17 protein-coding genes are annotated in these 19,954 nt (G+C 68.3%); 11 read left to right on the forward strand and 6 right to left on the reverse strand.

Going from position 1 to position 19,954, the window contains the following annotated elements; all coding sequences use genetic code 11:
• Positions 1-132: 132 nt before the first annotated feature.
• From BCEP18194_RS32235 to ilvD, 4 genes are all read left to right on the forward strand, one after another.
• Positions 133-1,758, forward strand: coding sequence for an APC family permease (locus tag BCEP18194_RS32235; RefSeq protein WP_011355495.1), 1,626 nt, complete (start codon positions 133-135; stop codon positions 1,756-1,758).
• Between the two features lie 75 nt (positions 1,759-1,833).
• A complete protein-coding gene (locus BCEP18194_RS32240) occupies positions 1,834-3,417 on the forward strand; it encodes an aldehyde dehydrogenase (NADP(+)) (RefSeq protein WP_011355496.1) in 1,584 nt (527 codons plus the stop codon).
• A 1-nt stretch (position 3,418) separates the two neighbouring features.
• A complete protein-coding gene (locus tag BCEP18194_RS32245) occupies positions 3,419-4,441 on the forward strand; it encodes an Ldh family oxidoreductase (protein ID WP_011355497.1) in 1,023 nt (340 codons plus the stop codon).
• A 284-nt stretch (positions 4,442-4,725) separates the two neighbouring features.
• The gene (gene ilvD / locus BCEP18194_RS32250; protein ID WP_011355498.1) at positions 4,726-6,585 is read left to right on the forward strand and encodes a dihydroxy-acid dehydratase; all 1,860 of its coding nucleotides are present in this window, start codon (positions 4,726-4,728) and stop codon (positions 6,583-6,585) included.
• 137 nt (positions 6,586-6,722) lie between these two features.
• On the opposite strand, the gene BCEP18194_RS41465 is transcribed toward ilvD, so the two are convergent.
• On the reverse strand, positions 6,723-7,550 hold the full coding sequence (locus BCEP18194_RS41465) for an SH3 domain-containing protein (protein WP_011355499.1): 828 nt from the start codon (positions 7,548-7,550) through the stop codon (positions 6,723-6,725).
• 33 nt (positions 7,551-7,583) lie between these two features.
• Complete coding sequence (locus BCEP18194_RS32260; RefSeq protein ID WP_011355500.1) at positions 7,584-8,024, reverse strand: hypothetical protein; 441 nt, start codon at positions 8,022-8,024, stop codon at positions 7,584-7,586.
• A gap of 298 nt (positions 8,025-8,322) precedes the next feature.
• Here BCEP18194_RS32260 and BCEP18194_RS32265 point away from each other — a divergent pair, with 298 nt between their 5' ends.
• A complete protein-coding gene (locus BCEP18194_RS32265; RefSeq protein WP_011355501.1) occupies positions 8,323-9,858 on the forward strand; it encodes a sigma-70 family RNA polymerase sigma factor in 1,536 nt (511 codons plus the stop codon).
• Between the two features lie 181 nt (positions 9,859-10,039).
• Entirely contained in the window at positions 10,040-10,942 is a 903-nt protein-coding gene (locus BCEP18194_RS32270) for a helix-hairpin-helix domain-containing protein (RefSeq protein WP_011355502.1), read from the forward strand.
• 1 nt (position 10,943) lies between these two features.
• On the opposite strand, the gene BCEP18194_RS32275 is transcribed toward BCEP18194_RS32270, so the two are convergent.
• Positions 10,944-11,906, reverse strand: coding sequence for a hypothetical protein (locus BCEP18194_RS32275; RefSeq protein ID WP_167316039.1), 963 nt, complete (start codon positions 11,904-11,906; stop codon positions 10,944-10,946).
• On the reverse strand, positions 11,828-12,253 hold the full coding sequence (locus BCEP18194_RS32280; RefSeq protein WP_011355504.1) for a helix-turn-helix domain-containing protein: 426 nt from the start codon (positions 12,251-12,253) through the stop codon (positions 11,828-11,830). The genes BCEP18194_RS32275 and BCEP18194_RS32280 overlap by 79 nt, the downstream gene beginning before the upstream one ends.
• A 140-nt stretch (positions 12,254-12,393) precedes the next feature.
• On the opposite strand from BCEP18194_RS32280, the gene BCEP18194_RS32285 reads away from it, so the two are divergent.
• Positions 12,394-12,891, forward strand: a complete 498-nt coding sequence (locus BCEP18194_RS32285; protein WP_011355505.1) for a DUF2938 domain-containing protein — start codon at positions 12,394-12,396, stop codon at positions 12,889-12,891.
• A gap of 249 nt (positions 12,892-13,140) precedes the next feature.
• Here the strand turns inward: BCEP18194_RS32285 and BCEP18194_RS32290 are convergent, their stop codons facing one another.
• Positions 13,141-13,581, reverse strand: a complete 441-nt coding sequence (locus BCEP18194_RS32290; protein WP_011355506.1) for a MarR family winged helix-turn-helix transcriptional regulator — start codon at positions 13,579-13,581, stop codon at positions 13,141-13,143.
• Between the two features lie 134 nt (positions 13,582-13,715).
• On the opposite strand from BCEP18194_RS32290, the gene BCEP18194_RS32295 reads away from it, so the two are divergent.
• Complete coding sequence (locus tag BCEP18194_RS32295; protein WP_011355507.1) at positions 13,716-15,245, forward strand: DHA2 family efflux MFS transporter permease subunit; 1,530 nt, start codon at positions 13,716-13,718, stop codon at positions 15,243-15,245.
• 36 nt (positions 15,246-15,281) lie between these two features.
• Here the strand turns inward: BCEP18194_RS32295 and BCEP18194_RS32300 are convergent, their stop codons facing one another.
• On the reverse strand, positions 15,282-16,796 hold the full coding sequence (locus BCEP18194_RS32300) for an acetyl-CoA hydrolase/transferase family protein (protein WP_011355508.1): 1,515 nt from the start codon (positions 16,794-16,796) through the stop codon (positions 15,282-15,284).
• 653 nt (positions 16,797-17,449) lie between these two features.
• On the opposite strand from BCEP18194_RS32300, the gene BCEP18194_RS32305 reads away from it, so the two are divergent.
• From BCEP18194_RS32305 to BCEP18194_RS32315, 3 genes are read left to right on the forward strand one after another with little or no spacing between them, the layout of a single operon-like run.
• Entirely contained in the window at positions 17,450-18,130 is a 681-nt protein-coding gene (locus BCEP18194_RS32305) for a CDP-alcohol phosphatidyltransferase family protein (RefSeq protein ID WP_011355509.1), read from the forward strand.
• The gene (locus BCEP18194_RS32310) at positions 18,127-18,933 is read left to right on the forward strand and encodes a HalD/BesD family halogenase (protein WP_011355510.1); all 807 of its coding nucleotides are present in this window, start codon (positions 18,127-18,129) and stop codon (positions 18,931-18,933) included. The genes BCEP18194_RS32305 and BCEP18194_RS32310 overlap by 4 nt, the downstream gene beginning before the upstream one ends.
• A complete protein-coding gene (locus tag BCEP18194_RS32315; protein WP_011355511.1) occupies positions 18,930-19,931 on the forward strand; it encodes an HpnL family protein in 1,002 nt (333 codons plus the stop codon). The genes BCEP18194_RS32310 and BCEP18194_RS32315 overlap by 4 nt, the downstream gene beginning before the upstream one ends.
• Positions 19,932-19,954 lie beyond the last annotated feature (23 nt).

Consider the following 19,954-nt stretch of genomic DNA (forward strand, 5'->3'; position numbering starts at 1 on the left):
CGCGCGTGAACGGCCCGCGTCCCGCCCCGGTCGTTCGAACCGGGCGACGCCGGCCGGCAGGCTGGCGCCGCTGCTCCGTCGGAGCGCGGCGTACCTCAAGCCTGTGCCGATATTCCCCTAGGAGACACGCCCATGCCAGGCCAAGGCAACGCTCACCCGTCTGTCCCGCTTTCCCGTTCCGCGCACCCCGACGCGGGTCACGGCAAGTTCAAGAAACAGCTGTCGCTGACCGACCTGACGTTCATCGGTCTCGGCGCCATTTTCGGTTCGGGGTGGCTGTTCGCCGCAAGTCACGTGTCGACGATCGCGGGCCCGGCCGGCATCTTCTCGTGGCTGCTCGGCGGCTTTGCGGTGCTGCTGCTCGGCATCGTCTACTGCGAACTCGGCGCTGCGCTGCCGCGCGCGGGCGGCGTGGTCCGCTACCCGGTGTTCTCGCACGGCCCGCTGCTCGGCTACCTGATGGGCTTCATCACGCTGATCGCCTTTTCGAGCCTGATCGCGATCGAAGTCGTCGCCGCGCGCCAGTATGCGGCCGCATGGTTTCCGGGCCTGACCGTCGAAGGATCGAGCGACCCGACCACGCTCGGCTGGCTCGTGCAGGCCGCGCTTCTGTGCTTCTTCTTTTACCTGAATTATTCGAGCGTGAAGACGTTCGCGAAGGCAAACAACATCATCAGCATCTTCAAGTTCATCGTGCCGCTGGCGGTGATCGCGGTGCTGTTCACGTTCTTCAAGCCCGCGAACCTCACCGTGCACGGCTTCGCGCCGTTCGGCATGCCGGGCATCGAGATGGCCGTGTCGGCGGGCGGCATCATCTTCGCGTACCTCGGGCTCACGCCGATCGTGTCGGTCGCGAGCGAGGTGCGCAATCCGCAGCGCACGATCCCGATCGCGCTGATCCTGTCGATCCTGCTGTCGACGCTGATCTACGTGCTGCTGCAGCTTGCTTTCATCGGCAGCATCCCCACCGCCATGCTGGCCGCCGGCTGGCATGACGTGAGCAAGGCGTTCTCGCTGCCGTACCGCGACATCGCGCTGGCGCTCGGCGTCGGCTGGCTCGCGGTGATGGTCGTCGCCGACGCGATGATCTCGCCGAGCGGCTGCGGCAACATCTACATGAACGCGACGCCGCGGGTCGTCTACGGCTGGGCGAAGACGGGCACCTTCTTCAAGGTGTTCACGCGCGTCGACGAAGCGTCGGGCATCCCGCGCGCGGGCCTGTGGCTCACGTTCGGCCTCGCGATCTTCTGGACGCTGCCGTTCCCGTCGTGGGAAGCGCTGATCAACATCGTGTCGGCCGCGCTGGTGCTGAGCTATGCGGTCGCACCGGTGTCGGTCGCCGCACTCCGCCGCACCGCACCCGACCTGCCGCGACCGTTCCGCGCAAGCGCATTCGGCATCACCGGCCCCGCGTCGTTCGTGATCGCCGCGCTGATCGTCTACTGGTCGGGCTGGAGCACGGTGTCCTGGCTGCTCGGCCTGCAGATCGTGATGTTCGTGATCTATCTCGCGTGCCGCCGCTGGGTGCCGACCGCGCACCTGAGCCTCACCGAGCAAGTGCGTTCGTCCGCGTGGCTGATCGCGTTCTATGCCGCGATGATCGTGCTGTCGTATCTCGGCGGCTTCGGCGGCACGGGCCAGCTGGCACATCCGTACGACACGGTCGTCGTCGCCGCCGTCGCGCTCGTCATCTATTACTGGGGCGCGAATACCGGCGTACGCGCCGACAAGCTGCAACTCGACGACGACGAAGACTGACGCACTCGTCCCTTTTCCCATGATCCCTTCGGCCGGGCGCCCCACGCCCGGCCCCTGTTTTTTCCGAGGAAAACCATGCAACTCACAGGTCAGCTCCTGATCGGCCAGTCCGCCGTCGCCGGACCGAACGGCACCCTCCACGCGATCGCCGCCGCCACCGGCGAACGGCTCGAACCCGCCTTCGGCGGCGCGAGCCTGCACGACCTGGAGACGGCCTGCGCGCTCGCCGACGACGCCTTCGACACGTATCGCGAAACGTCGCTCGAAGCCCGCGCCGCGTTTCTCGACGCAATCGGCCGCCACATCATGGCGCTCGGCGACGACCTGATCGAGCGCTGCGTCGTCGAAACGGGCCTGCCGCGCGCGCGCATCGAAGGCGAGCGCGGCCGCACGGTCGGCCAGCTCGCGCTGTTCGCGTCGCTCGTGCGCGACGGCGGGTTTCTCGACGCGCGGATCGATCCGGCACGCCCCGAGCGCAAGCCGCTGCCGCGCGTCGACCTGCGCCTGCGCAACGTCGCGGTCGGGCCCGTCGCCGTGTTCGGCGCGTCGAACTTCCCGCTCGCGTTCTCGGTCGCCGGCGGCGATACGGCATCGGCACTCGCGGCCGGCTGCCCGGTGATCGTCAAGGCGCATTCGGCGCACCCGGGCACGTCGGAACTCGTCGGCCGCGCGATCCAGCAGGCCGCCCGCGAATGCGGGATGCCGGACGGCGTGTTCTCGCTGCTGTTCGACGCGTCGCGCGAAATCGGCCAGGCACTCGTTGCCGATCCGCGCATCAAGGCCGTCGGCTTCACCGGCTCCCGCCGCGGCGGCGTTGCGCTGATGCACATCGCAGCCGCGCGCCCCGAGCCGATTCCCGTCTATGCGGAAATGAGCTCGATCAATCCCGTGCTGCTGTTTCCCGCTGCGCTCGACGCGCGCCACGACACGATCGCGCCGCCGTTCGTCGCATCGCTCACGCTCGGCGCCGGTCAGTTCTGCACGAACCCGGGCCTCGTGCTCGCCGTCGACGGGCCCGCGCTGCGCGCATTCGAGGAAACGGCCGCCGCTGCGGTACGTGCAGCGCCCGCGCAAACGATGCTGACGCCGCACATCCACGCCAGCTACGAACAAGGTGTCGAAGCGCTGCGCGATCACACTGCCGTCGAGCTACTCGCACAAGGCGCCGAAGGCAATCGCCTGCAGGCCCGCGCGGCGCTGCTCGCGACCTCGGCGGATGCATTCATCGCGCATCCCGAATTGCGCGACGAGGTGTTCGGCCCCGCTTCGCTGATCGTCCGTTGCCCGGATGCCGACACGCTGCATCGCGTACTGAAGTCGCTCGAAGGCCAGTTGACGATCGCCGCACACCTCGCCGACGGCGACGCGCCGCTGTTCGCCGCGCTGCGCCCGCTGCTCGAGCGCAAGGCCGGCCGCATTCTCGTCAACGGCTTCGGCACGGGCGTCGAGGTCGGCCATGCGATGGTGCACGGCGGCCCGTTCCCGGCCACGTCCGACACGCGCACGACGTCCGTCGGCGCGCGCGCGATCGAACGCTTCCTGCGCCCCGTGTCGTATCAGGACCTGCCAGATGCGCTGCTGCCGGAAGCGATCCGCAACGGCAATCCGCTGAATGTGCCGCAACGCATCGACGGCGTGCCGGCGCCGCGGGAGGCGTGACATGACCGCATCCACCGCCGAAGTCGTCCTGTCGCTCGATGAAGTCCACGCGCTCGCGCTGCGCGTGCTGACGCACAACGGCATGTCCGACGCGCATGCGCGGGCGATCGCCAACGTGATCACGCAGGGTCAGCGCGACGAATGCCATTCGCATGGCGTGTACCGGCTACTCGTCTGCGTGCGGTCGCTGAAGAAGGGCAAGGTCGATCCGCAGGCCGTGCCGACGCTGCGCCGGCTGTCGTCGTCGATCGTCTCGGTCGACGCGCATCGCGGCTTTTCGCTGCTGAGCTTCGAAACCGGCCTGCCCGTGCTCGTCGAAATGGCGAAGCAGCACGGCATCGCCGCGATGACGATCAACCACTGCTACCACTTCTCCGCGCTGTGGCCCGAGGTCGAGGCCATCGCGGCCGAGGGGCTGGTCGGCATCGCGATGAATCCGAGCCATAGCTGGGTCGCGCCGGAAGGCGGCCGTGAGCCCGTGTTCGGCACGAACCCGATCGCGTTCGCGTGGCCGCGCCCGGGCGGCGTGCCGTTCGTGTTCGATTTCGCGACGAGCGCGATCGCGCGCGGCGACATCGAGCTGCATGCGAAGCAAGGCAAGGCGATCCCGCCGGAATGGGCAATCGACGCCGACGGCCGGCCGACCACCGATCCGAAAGCCGCGTTGCAGGGCGCGATGCGCACGTTCGGCGGCCACAAGGGTTCGGCGCTCGCGGCGATGGTCGAACTGCTCGGCGGTGCGCTGATCGGCGACATGACGAGCCGCGAATCGATGGACTTCGACGAAGGCGTCGGCGCGACGCCGTGCCACGGCGAGCTCGTGATCGCGCTCGACCCGAAGGTGTTCCTCGGCGACGATCTCGACACGGGGCTCGCGCGCGGCGAACGGATGTTCGACTCGATCGTCGCGCAGGGTGCGCGGCTGCCGTCGCAACGCCGCTTCGACGCCCGCGCGCGCAGCATCGCGCACGGCGTGCGGATTCCGAAGGCGCTCTACGACGAGATCCTGACGCTGCTCGACTGATCGCGAAACGTGGGGCCGGATCGCGCATTCATCCGCGATCGAGACGCGATCCGGCCTTCTCGCGGGCCGGTCGCGCGAGCGTACCGCCACCGCACACGCGTTCCGCAACGGGCGCGCCGCCCGCGCCAGTTGCCGGCCCCGTGGGCGCCACGCCTGCGGCGGCTGTGGGATAATCGCCCGGTTTGCCCTGGGCGCAGCTCAAGAGGTTGTTCGCACGGGCGCGAGAGAGGCCTTTATTCCCCGTGCCTCCACCCTTTTCCCGCGATATTTCTTCAGCAACGACAATGCCCACTTACCGTTCCAAAACCTCCACCGCAGGCCGCAACATGGCAGGTGCGCGCTCGCTCTGGCGCGCCACCGGCATGAAAGACGACGATTTCTCGAAGCCGATCATCGCGGTCGTCAACTCGTTCACCCAGTTCGTGCCGGGGCACGTGCACCTGAAGGATCTCGGCCAGCTCGTCGCGCGCGAGATCGAGGCTGCCGGCGGCGTCGCGAAGGAATTCAACACGATCGCGGTCGACGACGGCATCGCGATGGGCCACGACGGCATGCTGTATTCGCTGCCGAGCCGCGACATCATCGCCGACTCGGTCGAATACATGGTGAACGCGCACTGCGCGGATGCGATGGTGTGCATCTCGAACTGCGACAAGATCACGCCGGGGATGCTGATGGCCGCGATGCGCCTGAACATCCCGGTGATCTTCGTGTCGGGCGGCCCGATGGAAGCGGGCAAGACGCGCCTCGCGAACCCGGTCACCAAGGCCATCGAAGTGAAGAAGCTCGACCTCGTCGACGCGATGGTGATTGCGGTCGACCCGTCGTATTCCGACGCTGAAGTCGCCGAAGTCGAACGCTCGGCCTGCCCGACTTGCGGCTCGTGCTCGGGCATGTTCACCGCGAACTCGATGAACTGCCTGACCGAAGCGCTCGGCCTGTCGCTGCCCGGCAACGGCACGGTGGTGGCCACGCACGCCGACCGCGAGCAACTGTTCAAGCGCGCCGGCCGTCGCATCGTCGAACTCACCCGCCAGCACTACGAGCAGGACGACGAACGCGTGTTGCCGCGCTCGGTGGGCTTCAAGGCGTTCGAGAACGCGATGACGCTCGACATCGCGATGGGCGGCTCGACCAACACGATCCTGCACCTGCTGGCGATCGCGCAGGAAGCCGGCATCGACTTCACGATGAAGGACATCGACCGCCTGTCGCGCGTCGTGCCGCAGCTGTGCAAGGTCGCACCGAACACGAACAAGTACCACATCGAGGACGTGCACCGCGCAGGCGGCATCATGGCGATCCTCGGCGAGCTCGACCGCGCCGGCAAGCTGCACACCGACGTGCCGACCGTACACACGCCGTCGCTGAAGGATGCGCTCGACCAGTGGGACATCGTCCGCACGCAGGACGATGCGGTCCGCACGTTCTACCAGGCCGGCCCGGCCGGCGTCCCGACGCAGGTCGCGTTCAGCCAGAACACGCGCTGGCCGAGCCTCGACCTCGATCGCGCCGAAGGCTGCATCCGCTCGTACGAGCATGCGTTCTCGAAGGAAGGCGGCCTCGCCGTGCTGACGGGCAACATCGCGCTCGACGGCTGCGTGGTGAAGACGGCCGGCGTCGACGAGAGCATTCTCGTGTTCGAAGGCACGGCGCACGTGACCGAATCGCAGGACGAAGCAGTCGAAAACATCCTGAACGACAAGGTCAAGGCGGGCGACGTGGTGATCGTGCGCTACGAAGGCCCGAAGGGTGGCCCCGGCATGCAGGAAATGCTCTACCCGACCAGCTACATCAAGTCGAAGGGCCTCGGCAAGGCATGCGCGCTGCTGACGGACGGCCGTTTCTCGGGCGGCACGTCGGGCCTGTCGATCGGCCATTGCTCGCCGGAAGCGGCAGCGGGCGGCGCGATCGGCCTCGTGCGCGACGGCGACAAGATCCGCATCGACATCCCGAACCGCACGATCAACGTGCTGGTGTCGGACGAGGAACTGGCGCGCCGCCGCGAAGAGCAGAACGCGAAGGGCTGGAAGCCGGCGCAACCGCGTCCGCGCAAGGTGTCCGCTGCGCTGAAGGCCTACGCGAAGCTGGTCATGTCCGCCGACAAGGGGGCCGTGCGCGACCTGTCGCTGCTCGACGACTGACAGCGCTGGCACGACCGGCTGCCCGCCACGCGCAGCCGGTCAGGCCGCGGGCCGTACGACCGCCCGCTCGCCGATCCAGAAGCCGCTCTCCGGAGCGGCTTTTTTTCGTCCCGCGTCGGCAGAAAGCGCCGGCATCGTCAGTGACGGAATTCTTCCGGACCGCCGCCGCCTCCTCCGCCACCGCCACCGCCGTGGCTTCCGCCGCCATTCCCGCCGCCTTGCGGCCGCGCGCCGCCGTAACCACCGCCGCCCGGGTGCACCGGCGCGGGCATCGTGCGGACCTCGCCACCCGGTGCGGGCGGCGGACGCGAAACGGCGGCCGGCGGCGGGCGCATGACGGCCGGTGGCGGCCCGGCCGGACGCGCATTGCCCGCACCCGGCATCGGCGCAGGCGCGGCCGGCGGCGGCGTGCGGATCGCGCCGTTCCAGCCGCCACGCGCAGCCGACGGCCGCGTGTCATGCACGGGCGGCGGACCGCCCGGCGTGACCTGTACGGCCCCGCCCGGTTGCGGGCGCCCCTGTCCCGGCGGTCTCCCGCCCGGGCCGAGCCGCGGTTCCGCGCGGTGCTCCCACCGATCGCGGTCATGGAACCACGGCCGGTTACGGTAGTAGCGATCCCAGTACGCACCGATCGCGAACCCGGTGATCGGCACGCCGATGATCGCGCCATAGTCGAGCAGCGGCGCGTAACCGCCCTGGTACGGATAGTCGATCAGTTGCGCGTCGATCCAGCCGCGCACGCCCGGCAGCGCGACGTCGCACCACGTGTAGTCGCTCAGGCAGCCGAACACGTCCAGCGCGGTGCCCGGCGGAATCTGCGCGACCACCGGATAGTCGGGCGCCGGCCCGGCGAACAGTTCGGCCGGCGAATTCGTGTAGCCGGTGCTCTGTGCCTGCGCAATGCCTGGCGCGGCCGCCAGGCCGAGCAGGACGACGCACAGACTTCGGACAATCGTGTTCCTCATGATGCTCTCCCGCGCGGTGCCGCCGCGCGCCGGTCAATGCCGATGCCCGCCCCAGCCGCCACCCCAGTGGCCGCCGCCGCCCCACGGACGATGCCAGTACCCGCCGCGTCCGCGCCAGCCGCCGCCCCATCCGCCCCAGAAGCCGACCGAGATCGCCGGTGCGCCCCAGCCGTACCAGCCCGGGTAATACGCGGGGGCATAGTACGGATACGGATAGGGATACGGCGGCGGATAGGCCGGCGCGACGTAGACGGGAGCCGGGTCGGCCACGGGCGGCGCGACCGCCGCCGAGGTCGGGCCCGGCGCAGCGGTGGCCGGTACAGCCGGCGTGACGGGGATCTCGCGCTGCGTCAGCGTGGCCGGCGCCGGCGCATAGTACGGGGCATAGCCATACGGACTCGTGTAATAACAGCCGCCGAGGGTCAGCGTCGTCAATGCGAATACCGCACACCTCGCGGCAGGAATCGGGGTCATGTGTTGCTCCGGCAGAATCCGCGCGTCGCCGCCAGGCGCGCGCCTGACTCTAGCTTACGTCCCCTGCAGATTTCCGCTCGGTATGATCGGTTACTTTTTGTTTCCTGCACCGGACGGGCGCGCGGGCACGCCGCGTGCTGGCAGGTCTGCCGCACTCGCGTTGAAGTTCGCGCAAATGCCCTCAACTTGAACGATGTCAGGCTGGCCGGCGCGGACGGGGGTTCGCGAGCAACCGGCGGCCCGAAACCAGCGGACTTCGGCCCGCCCAGACAGGAACGCGGCTCACGCCGCCATCGACATGACTACGCCACGCCCCACTCCCCGGGCGGACACGCCGCTCGATCCGATCATCCAGTTGCTGGCGCTCGCCGGCGAACAGGGATATCTGACCCACGCCGACCTCGTCGACGCGCTGCCGCCCGAAAGCGACAGCCCCGACGCGCTCGACGTCGTGCGCGCCGCGCTCGCCGACATCGGCATCGCCGTGCTCGACGAGCCGGCCGCGCCTGCGCCGTTCGCCGGTTCGGCGCCTGTCGACGTCGATCGCGATGCGCTCGATGAAGGCCGCGCGATGCTCGGCGACCTCGCACGCGGCACGGGCGCGTCGACCGATCCGCTCGCGCTCTACATGCGGCGCATGCAGGCGGTGCCGCTGCTCACGCGCGAAGGCGAAATCGTGCTGGCGCGCGAGATCGAGACGGGCCGCCACCAGATCCTGCACGCGCTCGCCGGCTATCCGGCGGCGGTCGACGCGCTGCTTGCGCGTCATCGCGCACCGGTTGCGACCGCCGCCGCCGGATCGCACGATGACGACGCCGCCGACACGCCCGCGCCGGCCAGCTACGACGCGCTGCAGGCGGCCGTCGCGGCCTTGCGCGGCGCGTTGCATACACATGGCTTCCGTTCGGCCGAATACCGTGACGCGCGCAACCACATCGCCACCCTGCTCGGCTCGATCGCCTGGGTCGCGCCGGCCGTCGACGACGCGAGCGGCATCGTGCGCGCGCTCGCGTCTACGCCGCATGGCACGGCGACCGGCGAAGCCGCCAGCTTCGACACGGTCGCGCGGCGGGCACTCGCCGCGGCGCTCACCGACGGCCAGCAGAAGGTACGCGATGCCACGCGCGCGATGCTCGAGGCGAACCTGCGGCTCGTGCTGTCGATCGCGCGCAAGTACATGAACCGCGGCGTCGACCTGCCCGATCTCGTGCAGGACGGCAGCCTCGGCCTGATGCGCGCGATCGAGAAATTCGAATACCGGCGCGGGTTCAAGTTCTCGACCTATGCGACCTGGTGGATCCGTCAGGCGATCACGCGCGCGGTCGCGGATCGCGCACGCACGATCCGCGTGCCCGTGCACGTCGGCGACCAGTACCAGCGTGTGCAGCGGCATGCGCTGCGTTTTCGCCAGCGCACGGGCCGCCGGGCGACGCCGGCCGAACTCGCGGCCGAAACCGGCCTCGACGAGGACAAGCTGCGCGCGGTGCTCGCACTGCCTGCCGAGCCCGTGTCGCTCGACGCGCCGCTGCCTGACGCGGACACCGGCCTCGTGGAACTGATCGAGGACCAGGCATCGGCCAGCCCGTTCGAGCAACTGGCCGACACGCGCATGCGCGAATGCGTGAGGTCTCTGCTCCGGTCGGTTACGCCGGCCGAGGCCGACGTGTTGCGCCGGCGATTCGGCCTCGGCGGCACCGAGCCCGATACCTACGACGCAATCGCGCAGGACGCGGGCATGTCGCGCGAACGCGTGCGGCAGATCGAGAAACGGGCGCTCGCCGCGTTGCGCACGGCTGCCGAGGCCGAGAACGCGCAGTCGTTCCTCGACGCGTGATCGCGCCACGCGACGCACGGTCGTGCCCCCTTCCGGCACGACCGTGCGCTTCGAACCTGTGCTACGTTTGCCATTGATGTGCGTCAAGTTTTCTTCATCGCGTGTCGCGACAATGATGAAAAGCCGACCGGCGCATCGTTCGCCGTGTCCATTCCGTTTGTGCTTCCCCGGGTCCCTCGACATGCAGACGACCGCCAGCCAAACGTACGAGGAAAACCGCCATATCGCGACCTGCCTGCGCGAGGCGGCGCAACGGCTGGCTGACCAGGGCGCGAATCCGTACCGGGTCGCCGCGTACCGCGCGTCGGCCGAGACGGTCGATGCGCTCGACCTCGACATCCGTGTGCTGTTCGAGTCCGGCGGCGTCGATGCGCTCGGGATGCTGCCCGAGATCGGCACGGGTGTCGCCCAGGCGATTGCCGAGCTGCTGGTGACGGGGCGCTGGCGCCAGCTCGACCGGCTATGCGGCGACGCCGAACGCACCTCCGCATTCGAAGCGGTGCCGGGCATCGGCCACGCGCTCGCGCTGCGCATTCACGACCTGCTGCACATCGATACGCTCGAGGAGCTCGAGCGCGCGGCCCGCAACGGCCAGCTCGAGACGATCTCGGGCGTCGGCCCGCGGCGCGCGGCAGGCATCCGCACCGCGCTCGACGACGTGCTGAGCCGCCGCCGGCGCTGGCAGGGCCACGTGCAGGACGCCGGACCCGGCACGGAGCCCCCCGTCGAACTGCTGCTCTACATCGACCGCCTGTACCGCAACAAGGCCGCCGCCGGCGTGTTGCCGACGCCTGGCGTCGTGCAACGCGCCACCGCGCACCGGCGCCCGAACGCGGACGGCTACGTGCCGCTGCCCGTGATGCACATGACCAAGGGCGGCTGGCATTTCACCGCGCTGTGCCTGCATGCCGCGATGCGCACGCCGGAGGCGTCCCGCCCGACCGACTGGGTGTCGCTCTATTTCTACGACGCGCTGCAGTGCGAGCACCAGCGCACCGTCTTCACCGAAACGTACGGCTCGCTCGTCGGCAAGCGCATCGTGCGCGGGCGCGAGCAGGAATGTCGCGTGTACTACGCGGGATGAGTCAGTCGTCGCCGACCTCGTCGACGTCGAACGCCACGCCGAGCACCGACGCGATCTCGCGACATGCATGGGTAAGCGTGCGTGAACGGCGTCCGGCACGGCTCACCCCGATATCGAACCCCGTCGAATACGCGTTGAAATCGGTCGCGTGCTCCCGCTTCGGCACGTCGAACCAGAACGTCACCATATAGTCGCCGCTCCAGCGAACCGGCATCACATGCGTGAATCGCAGTCTCGTCATTGCGCCGTGGCGGAACCGGAAGCTGTCGTCGCCGACGCGGAACCCCGACCACGCGCCGTCGTTCGACACGAACACGATCAGCGTTTCGTCCTGCGGCGCGGCGGGCAGGCCGTCTGCCGGGGCGAGGTCGGCCGTCGACACCATCGCCGCCCCCGAACCGTCGCGCCCCGTCTCGACATCCACGTACGCATCGATCGCCCGCTTCGCCTTGTCGTAGAAACGGCGCGTGACGTCGGGCCGCTCGGTGTCGGCAATCAGAACCAGTTGCTTGAATCGTGCCTGCTCGCCGTATCGAAGCGGCACATCGGGCTCGTCGCCGGGCTCGTCAGCCGGTTCGTCATCCAGACTATCGGACGGCGCGGTCGCGTCAGGCTGCCCATCGACCCCAAGCCGCCGCGTCACCCAGTCGGCCACCCACATCAGCAGCGCAGTCTGCGTCGCCAGCACGGCGGCCAATGTCGCCCACCCGGCGAGCGCCCCGTAATGCGGGCCGACCTTCGATGCCGCATACACAGCCGGAAGTACACAAAACACAACGAAAATCCCCACGCGGCAACCCCATTGTTCCTGTTTTCGATGTCCGGCAAGGCGTGACCTGGCGCGCCCCCTGCTGCCACGCCAACCCGTCAATGCACGCTCGCCGCCTACGCGCCTTCCGTCTTCGTGCGGCGCGCCGGATGGCGATGCGCGGCGATCCTCAGCAGCTTCTGGAACGACGGGCATTCGAGATGGTTCGCTGCCGGGCACACGGCCGCATGCCGCAACGCATCGCGCACGGCGCCGAGACGGCGGATCGTGCGGTCGAGTTCGTCCGCCTTGCCGTCGAGCTTCGCGCGATCGATCGCCGGCAGGCCCTCCGTGCCGACCATCGTGAGGATGTCGTCGAGCGAAAAGCCGGCCTCTCGGCCCAGGGCAATCAGCGCAAGACGCTCCAGCACCGACTCGTCGTATTGCCGCCGCAGCCCGTGGCGACCGGTCGGGACGATCAGCCCCTTTTCCTCGTAGTAGCGCAACGTCGACGCGGGCAATCCCGAGCGTCGCGCCACATCTGCAATGTCCAATCGGCTCATGCTTGACCTCAAGTGAACTTGAAGTTGCAAGATAGTCGCTCGACTCCATGAAGACAAGCCCGTACTGCCATGAAACCGCTGAAACCACGCTGTATTCCGCTGCACCACGCAGCCCGTTCCCTTCTCCGCAGAGGGTCGCGATGAGCACGCCCGACGTCCTGCTCAACCTGTTGCTGATCGGTGCGGGCGCCACGCTCGTGATGGATCTTTGGACACTGTTTCGCCGGCGCGCTTTCGGCATTCCGTCGCTCGACTATGCGCTGGTCGGCCGCTGGATCGGTCACATGAAGCAAGGCCGGTTCCGGCATGTGTCGATCGGCGCCGCGGCGCCCGTGCCGGGCGAACGCGCGCTCGGCTGGATCGCACATTACGCGATCGGCATCGCGTTCGCGGCACTGCCCGTCGCGATCGCGGGCACGGAATGGATCGGCACGCCGACCCCGCTCCCCGCGCTCGTCGCCGGCCTCGCCAGCGTGGTCGCACCGTTCTTCGTGATGCAGCCCGCATTCGGCTTCGGCATCGCCGCATCACGCACGCCGCACCCGGGCGTCGCGCGCCGCCGCAGTCTCATCACGCACCTGTCCTACGGTGTGGGGCTTTATCTGGCGGCGTTCACGCTCGCGGCGCTGGCCCGTTGAGCACATCGACTCGCCAAGACCGTGACAAGTAGCGTCGACTCAACCGAGTAGACGCCCACCCACGCGCATCGTCGAACATGACGGGCACTTCGTCCCGTGCCAGCCGGACGAAGGCCGCGCCGGGCATCGGCACCGGCGCAACGGCGATGACAACGCGGCGTGCCGGCATGCGAGCAAACTCGGCGTGCTCACGCGCTGCCGCCGGTGTTGTCAAGTCGTTCATCCGGCCCGCCCTCATGGCGGCCCGCATCACTCTCCGCCGCAGTCGATCAGGTTGTGGCGCACGCGCCCGAGCAGCCGCACCAGCGTATCGCGCTCGTCGGGTGTGAAGCCGCGCAGCCCGTCGTCGGCGACGGTGTCACCCACTTCGAGCATCTGCGGAAAGATCTCGCGCGACTTGTCGGTCAGCCGGATCACGAATGCGCGGCGATCGTCGTCGTTCGCGATGCGCTCGATCCAGCCATAGCTTTCCATCCGGTCGAGCAGCCGCGTGAGCGAGATCGGCGTGATCTCGAGCCATTCGGCGAGCCGCGCCTGATTCATCTCGCCCTTCCACGTCAGGTACGCGAGCACGCGGCTTTGCGCCCGTGTCAGCCCGATGCGCTTCGCACGCCGGTCGAACAGGCGTCCGTTCAGGCGGGCGACGTCGGCGATCAGATAGCCGATCCGGTTCTCGTAAGTCTTGTCCATCCGCGGATTATAGGGTCAAGCCTGAAACAGCCTCGGCTCGCGGCCCGGCGATAAGCGGATATATAATAAGCGTGCTTATAATTCCCGCCCTACCGGATCGCCGCCCACGGCGACCGCCCCGTGGAGACACCCGCTTGAACCCCGCCGCCGACGCCCCCGCCTCGCCCGCACTGAACCGGCCGATGCTGACCTTGTCGATCATGCTCGCCACGCTGATCCAGACCCTCGACAGCACGATCGCGAACGTCGCGCTGCCGCACATGCAGGGCACGCTGTCCGCGTCGCAGGACGAGATCACGTGGGTGCTGACCTCCTATATCGTCGCCGCGGCGATCGCGACCCCGCTCACCGGCTGGCTGTCCGACCGGCTCAGCGTGAAACGGCTGCTGATCGTGTCGATCACGGGCTTCACGGTCGCATCGGCGCTGTGCGGGCTGTCCGAGACGCTCGTGCAGATCGTCGGCGCGCGTCTGCTGCAGGGCGTGTTCGGCGCCGCGCTGGTGCCGCTGTCGCAGTCGATCCTGCTCGACATCAATCCGCGCGAGAAACAAGGCCAGGCGATGGCGATCTGGGGGATGGGCGTGATGGTCGGCCCGATCCTCGGCCCGACGCTCGGCGGCTGGCTCACCGACAGCTACAACTGGCGCTGGGTGTTCTTCATCAACGTGCCGATCGGCGCATTCGCGCTCGCCGGCGTGATGACCTTCCTGCCCGCGCGCGCGCCGCGCCCGCACGTGAAGTTCGACGCGTTCGGCTTCGCGACGCTGGCGCTCGCGATCGGCGCGTTCCAGGCCATGCTCGACCGCGGCGAACAGCTCGACTGGTTCGGCTCGTACGAGATCCGCATCGAGGCGATCGTCGCGGCACTCAGCTTCGCGTTCTTCCTCGTGCATACGGCGACCGTCGGCAAGGCGTCGTTCTTCAAGTCGGAACTCTTGCGCGACCCGAACTTCGCCACGGGCACGCTGTTCATCTTCGTGGTCGGCGCGGTGCTGTACGCGACGCGCGCGCTGCTGCCGCCGATGCTGCAGAACCTGATGGGCTACCCGGTCGCGACGACGGGCCTCGTCACCGCGCCAAGCGGCGCCGGCACGATGATCGCGATGCTGTTCGTCGGCAGGCTGCTGAAATACGTGGATGCGCGGATGTTGCTGCTCGCGGGGCTGTCGATTTCCGCGCTCGCGCTGTGGCAGATGATGCAGTACACGGTCGTGCTGTCCGAAGCGGACATCGTGTGGCCCGGCGTGGTGCAGGGCTTCGGGCTGGGCCTCGTGTTCGTGCCGCTGAGCGCGCTGTCGTTCTCGACGCTGCCGCCCGACCTGCGTGCGGACGGCACGGCCACCTACAGCCTGATGCGCAACATCGGCAGCAGTATCGGCATCTCGATCGTGCAGACGCTGATGACGCGCAACACGCAGGTCGCGCATGCCGACCTCGCGACCCACATCACGCCGTTCAACCCGGCCGTGCAGGCGATCGCCGGCAGCCGCCTCGACATCGCGCTGCTCGATCGCACGATCAACCAGCAGGCGTCGATGATCGCGTACCTGAACGACTTCAAGCTGATGTTCGTCGCGACGCTGCTGATGATTCCGCTGTTGCTGCTGATCCGCCCGCCGCAGAAAGCGGCGAGCGTGGATATCGCGCATGCGGCGATGGATTGACGGGCGCACACGCGGCGCGCGCCCTTTCGCTCCGTGTCAGGCCTTCATCGTGCCCGTGCGCACGTAGCGCTCGTGCCACGACAGCGCCTCGGCGAGCAGGTGCGGCGTGTGCTTGCCGAAGCTGTCGCGCGACGCGCGCTCGAAGTAATCCTCGAGCATCGGCCGGTAGTCGGGATGCGCGCAGGTCGCGATGACCTTGCGTGCACGCTGCTTCGGCGACAGGCCGCGCAGGTCCGCAAGGCCTTGCTCGGTGACGACCACCGCGACGTCGTGCTCGGTATGGTCGACGTGGCTCGCCATCGGCACGATCCGCGAGATCGCACCGCCCTTCGCGGTACTCGCCGACATGAAGCACGACAGGTAGCCGTTGCGCGCGAAGTCGCCCGAGCCGCCGATGCCGTTCTGGATCTTCGTGCCCATCACGTGCGTCGAATTCACGTTGCCGTAGATGTCGGCCTCGATCATCCCGTTCATCGCGATGCAACCGAGCCGGCGCACGAGTTCCGGATGGTTGCTGATCTCCTGCGGGCGCAGCACGATCTTCTCGCGGAACGTCGCGATTTCGTCGGCGAAGCGCTGCACGGCGGCCGGGCTCAGCGACAGCGCGGTGGCCGACGCGAAGCTCAACGTGCCGTCCTGCAGCAGGTCGAGCATGCCGTCCTGGATCACTTCGGTGTACGCGGTCAGGTTCGAGAAGCCGGCCGAGCTGAGCTCCGCGAGCACCGCGTTCGTGATGTTGCCGACACCCGACTGCAGCGGCAGCAGGTTTTCCGGCAGGCGGCCGCGCTTCACTTCATGGCGCAGGAAGTCGATCAGTTGATGCGCGATCTGCTTGGACGTCGCATCCGGTGCGGAGAACGCATTGCTGCGATCCGGCGCGTCGGTCTCGACGATCGCGACGATCTTGTCGGCCGGGCAGCGCAGGTACGGCTCGCCGATCCGGTCGTCGCTCTTCGTCAGCGGAATCGGCTTGCGGTGCGGCGGCAGCGCAGTGCCGTAATAGACGTCGTGCATCCCGTCGAGGCCGAGCGGCTGGCGCGAGTTGACCTCGAGGATCACGTGCTTCGCGCGTTCGAGCCAGGTCTTGTTGTTGCCGATCGACGCGGACGGAATCAGCAGCCCGTCCTCGCGGATGCCCGCGACTTCGACGATCGCGACATCGAGATCGCCGTACAGCCCGAACCAGGCGTACTGCGCGACGTGGCTCAGGTGGACGTCCTGGTAGTCGACTTCGCCGCCGTTGATCTTGTCGCGCAACGTCGGGTCGGACTGGTACGGCAGGCGCATCGAGATGCCGTTGGTGCGGGCGAGCGCGCCGTCGAGTTCCGGTGCGGTCGACGCGCCGGTCAGCACGTTGATCCGGAAGTCCTCGCCGCGCGCGTGCGCCGCGTCGATATGGGTGGCCAGCGCGGCCGGCACGGCCTTCGGATAGCCCGAACCGGTGAAGCCGCTCATGGCGACGGTCATGCCGGGGCGGATCAGCGCGGCGGCTTCGTCGGCGGTGCGGACGAGCGAACGCAGGGCGGGAGCGAGGATGCGTGATGAAGACATGGCTGGTTTCTGACGCTTGGGTCTGTCGTTGACGTCGCGGGGGGTGTCTCCTGAGCGACATGAAGCCCTTGGGGCCGCGAGGGGCGGCCGGCACCACAGGCACGGTCGGAGTATCGCAGAGGCAATCGCCGCGAAATGTCCGCCAAATGAAAAAGATCCTTGCCGGATTTGCCGGGTATCGAACGACCGTTCTGTGACAGGCGCTCCGTTTAAATCGGATGCGCACGAAAGGTGCGCGAAAGCATCGAGCAGAAAGATCGGTCGACGATCGACAACCCACGCGCATCAATCGACGGATTTCCAGTCGAATTTATCGCCCCTCTATCGGTAATGACCGACACCCGTCCGGCGCGGCCAATTGTCACCCGATGCGGCTTGTCCCGACCTGACACACGTCAAGCTCGCACGCGCCGCGCGACGCGCATCGGGAAACGCGAAAAGCACCGCTGCATCAGCCTCCGAGGCCCGTCCGTCCTTGACAGTCGCGCGACGCGAACCACACTGGAATACGGATCCCGCCGCCCCGTTCGGCCGCCCTTTCGCGCACGCGCTTTTTGGCCGGCCGATCGCTGCAAGACGCGGTAACACTCCCTCATGTCAGGACATTGATCGAATAAAAAGCAACAAATTACAATTCCGTATATATTTCGCCGATGGACCAAAGAAAAACCGCCACACGTTCCGAACCGCCCCTGCCACGCACCTGGGATGCGCGGCTCGCGCGCTCGCTTGTCCGACCGCTCGTCGACACGCCCGTCACCCCGAATCACCTCACTACCGTTCGTCTGCTGATTGGCCTCGCCGGCGCCTGGTGCCTCGCGCAAGGCGGCTTCGGCTGGAGCAATGCAGGCGCGTTCCTGATCGTGCTGTCGAACTTCGTCGACCACACCGATGGCGAGCTCGCGCGCATCAGCGGGAAATCCAGCAAGATCGGTCATTTTTACGACCTCGCGGCAGACGCGCTCGTCACGGTCGCGCTGTTCGTCAGCATGGGCGTCGGCATCGTCGCCCAGGGCGGCCAGATGGCGGCGTCGCCGGTGCTGCTCGGCGCGGTGGCCGGTGCCGCTGTCGCGCTGATCTTCTTCCTGCGCATGCGCATCGAATCGTTCGCCGGCAAGGCCGGCACCAAGCAGGCATTCGCCGGCGGCTTCGAAACCGAAGACGTGCTCTACCTGCTGCCGCTCGTGACGCTGTTCGACGGCGTCGAGCCGTTCCTGCTCGCGGCGTCGATCGGCGCCCCGCTGTTCGCCGCGTGGGTCGTGATCGACTGGTGGCGCATCGTCCGGCGCAGCAACGTTGCTCAGAATCCAACCGAAATCCAGGCTTCCAAATGAATAGCACGCGCGACGACTCCGTGCTGAGCCCGGCACGCCCCGCGCCCGTGCGCGCGGCCGCAGCCGACCCCGATCGCACCGTGGCCGACCGTGTCGGCACGCTCGACCTCGACCGCCTGCGCGGCGACTACACGCGCCAGGGCTCGTTCCTGTACCTCGACGCATTCCTGCCGGCCGACGCACATGCGAAGCTGGCCGACGGCGCGCGCGCGATGCAGGCCGGCCTGAACCGCAATTACCTGCCCGGCCACAAGCAAGGTGGCAGCGTGAGCCGCCATACGATCGACGAGCAGGCGCCGTACATCGCCGAACTGTATCGCTCGAAGGCGCTCATCTCCTTCCTCGAGAAGGTCACGGGCGACAAGCTGATGCTGTCGCCGGACGACGATCCGCACGCATACGCGCTGTATTACTACACGAAGCCCGGCGACCATATCGGCTGGCACTACGACACGTCGTACTACGACGGCCGCCGCTACACACTGCTGATCGGCGTGATCGACGAATCGTCGTGCCGGCTCGACTACGAGCTGCACACGCGCAACCCCGACGTGGCCGACGAACCGGGCTCCGTCCAGATCGCCGACGGCGGCATCGTGCTGTTCGACGGCGACAAGCTGCGCCACCGCATCACGCCGCTCGGCCAGAACGAGATGCGCGTGTCGCTCACCTTCGAATACGTGACGAACCCCGGCATGCGGCCGTGGAAGCGCTTCATCTCGAACATGAAGGACGCGATCGCGTATTTCGGTTTCCGCCAGGTGTTCAAGCAACTGGCAACGCGACGCACGACCGGGTCATGACACGCGCCGGCCTCATCCTGCTGTCCCTCGGGACCGCACTCTTCGTCGCACTCCTTGCATGGCAGGGCGTCGGCGCGGTCGCGTCCACATTCCTCGCGGCCGGCTGGGGGCTCGCGCTCGTCGCGGCGTTCCACGTCGTACCGCTCGCGATCGACGCGATGGCGATTTCCGTGATGTTCCGCCCCGGCCAGCCGGGCGCCGAGCTCGGCAACGCGCTGCGCGCGCGCTGGGTCGGCGAATCGGTGAACAGCCTGTTGCCCGCCGGGCAGATCGGCGGCCCCGTGCTGATGGTGCGCCACCTCGCGCAGCGCGGCACGCGGATGGCCGACGCGGCGGCAGCCGTCACGGTCAGCACGACGATGCAGGCGCTCTCGCAGATGGCGTTCGCGCTGATCGGCATCGCCGCGTTCAGCCTGTATGCGACGCACGAATCGGTCGCGCACCTGCGCACGCCCGCGCTGATCGCCACCGGCGTGCTCGGCGCCCTCGCCGCGCTGTTCTACGTCGCGCAGCGGCGCGGGCTGTTCGGCCGCGGCCTGCGCCTCGCGTCGAAGCTGCTCGGCCCGCGCGACTGGTCGTCGCTGGCGACCCGCGCCGATGCGATCGACGACGCGGTCGGCGCGCTGTACCGCGATCGTGCGAAGGTCGCGAAGACGTTCGCATTGAGCCTCGTCGGCTGGATCGTCGGCACCGCGGAAGTGTGGCTCGCGCTGCACTTCCTCGGGCATCCGGTGAGCTGGCTCGACGCGCTGCTGCTCGAGAGCGTCGGCCAGGCCATTCGTGGCGCGGCCTTCGCGATCCCGGGCTCGCTCGGCGCGCAGGAAGGCGGCTACCTGCTTCTCGCGCCGCTGGTCGGACTGCCGCCCGACGCGGCGCTCGCGCTGTCGCTTGCGAAACGCGCGCGCGAACTCGCGCTCGGCCTGCCCGGCCTGCTCTATCTGCATTTCAGTGAAAGAAACTGGCAGCGGCGCCGTGCGCCGCAGCCGCTCGCCGACTGATCGTTCAGATCCGCCGGCTTTTT

Source organism: Burkholderia lata, from assembly GCF_000012945.1.
GTDB classification, from domain to species: Bacteria; Pseudomonadota; Gammaproteobacteria; order Burkholderiales; family Burkholderiaceae; genus Burkholderia; species Burkholderia lata.

Coding starts and splice junctions, on each gene's coding strand:
- BCEP18194_RS32305 (WP_011355509.1), top strand. CDS start 17,450: ATGGACCAAAGAAAAACCGCCACACGTTCCGAACCGCCCCTGCCACGC.
- BCEP18194_RS32265 (WP_011355501.1), top strand. CDS start 8,323: ATGACTACGCCACGCCCCACTCCCCGGGCGGACACGCCGCTCGATCCG.
- BCEP18194_RS32275 (WP_167316039.1), bottom strand. CDS start 11,906: ATGCCCGTCGTTCCAGAAGCTGCTGAGGATCGCCGCGCATCGCCATCC.
- BCEP18194_RS32310 (WP_011355510.1), top strand. CDS start 18,127: ATGAATAGCACGCGCGACGACTCCGTGCTGAGCCCGGCACGCCCCGCG.
- BCEP18194_RS32290 (WP_011355506.1), bottom strand. CDS start 13,581: ATGGACAAGACTTACGAGAACCGGATCGGCTATCTGATCGCCGACGTC.
- BCEP18194_RS32280 (WP_011355504.1), bottom strand. CDS start 12,253: ATGAGCCGATTGGACATTGCAGATGTGGCGCGACGCTCGGGATTGCCC.
- BCEP18194_RS32270 (WP_011355502.1), top strand. CDS start 10,040: ATGCAGACGACCGCCAGCCAAACGTACGAGGAAAACCGCCATATCGCG.
- BCEP18194_RS32260 (WP_011355500.1), bottom strand. CDS start 8,024: ATGACCCCGATTCCTGCCGCGAGGTGTGCGGTATTCGCATTGACGACG.
- BCEP18194_RS41465 (WP_011355499.1), bottom strand. CDS start 7,550: ATGAGGAACACGATTGTCCGAAGTCTGTGCGTCGTCCTGCTCGGCCTG.
- BCEP18194_RS32240 (WP_011355496.1), top strand. CDS start 1,834: ATGCAACTCACAGGTCAGCTCCTGATCGGCCAGTCCGCCGTCGCCGGA.
- BCEP18194_RS32245 (WP_011355497.1), top strand. CDS start 3,419: ATGACCGCATCCACCGCCGAAGTCGTCCTGTCGCTCGATGAAGTCCAC.
- ilvD (WP_011355498.1), top strand. CDS start 4,726: ATGCCCACTTACCGTTCCAAAACCTCCACCGCAGGCCGCAACATGGCA.
- BCEP18194_RS32235 (WP_011355495.1), top strand. CDS start 133: ATGCCAGGCCAAGGCAACGCTCACCCGTCTGTCCCGCTTTCCCGTTCC.
- BCEP18194_RS32315 (WP_011355511.1), top strand. CDS start 18,930: ATGACACGCGCCGGCCTCATCCTGCTGTCCCTCGGGACCGCACTCTTC.
- BCEP18194_RS32285 (WP_011355505.1), top strand. CDS start 12,394: ATGAGCACGCCCGACGTCCTGCTCAACCTGTTGCTGATCGGTGCGGGC.
- BCEP18194_RS32300 (WP_011355508.1), bottom strand. CDS start 16,796: ATGTCTTCATCACGCATCCTCGCTCCCGCCCTGCGTTCGCTCGTCCGC.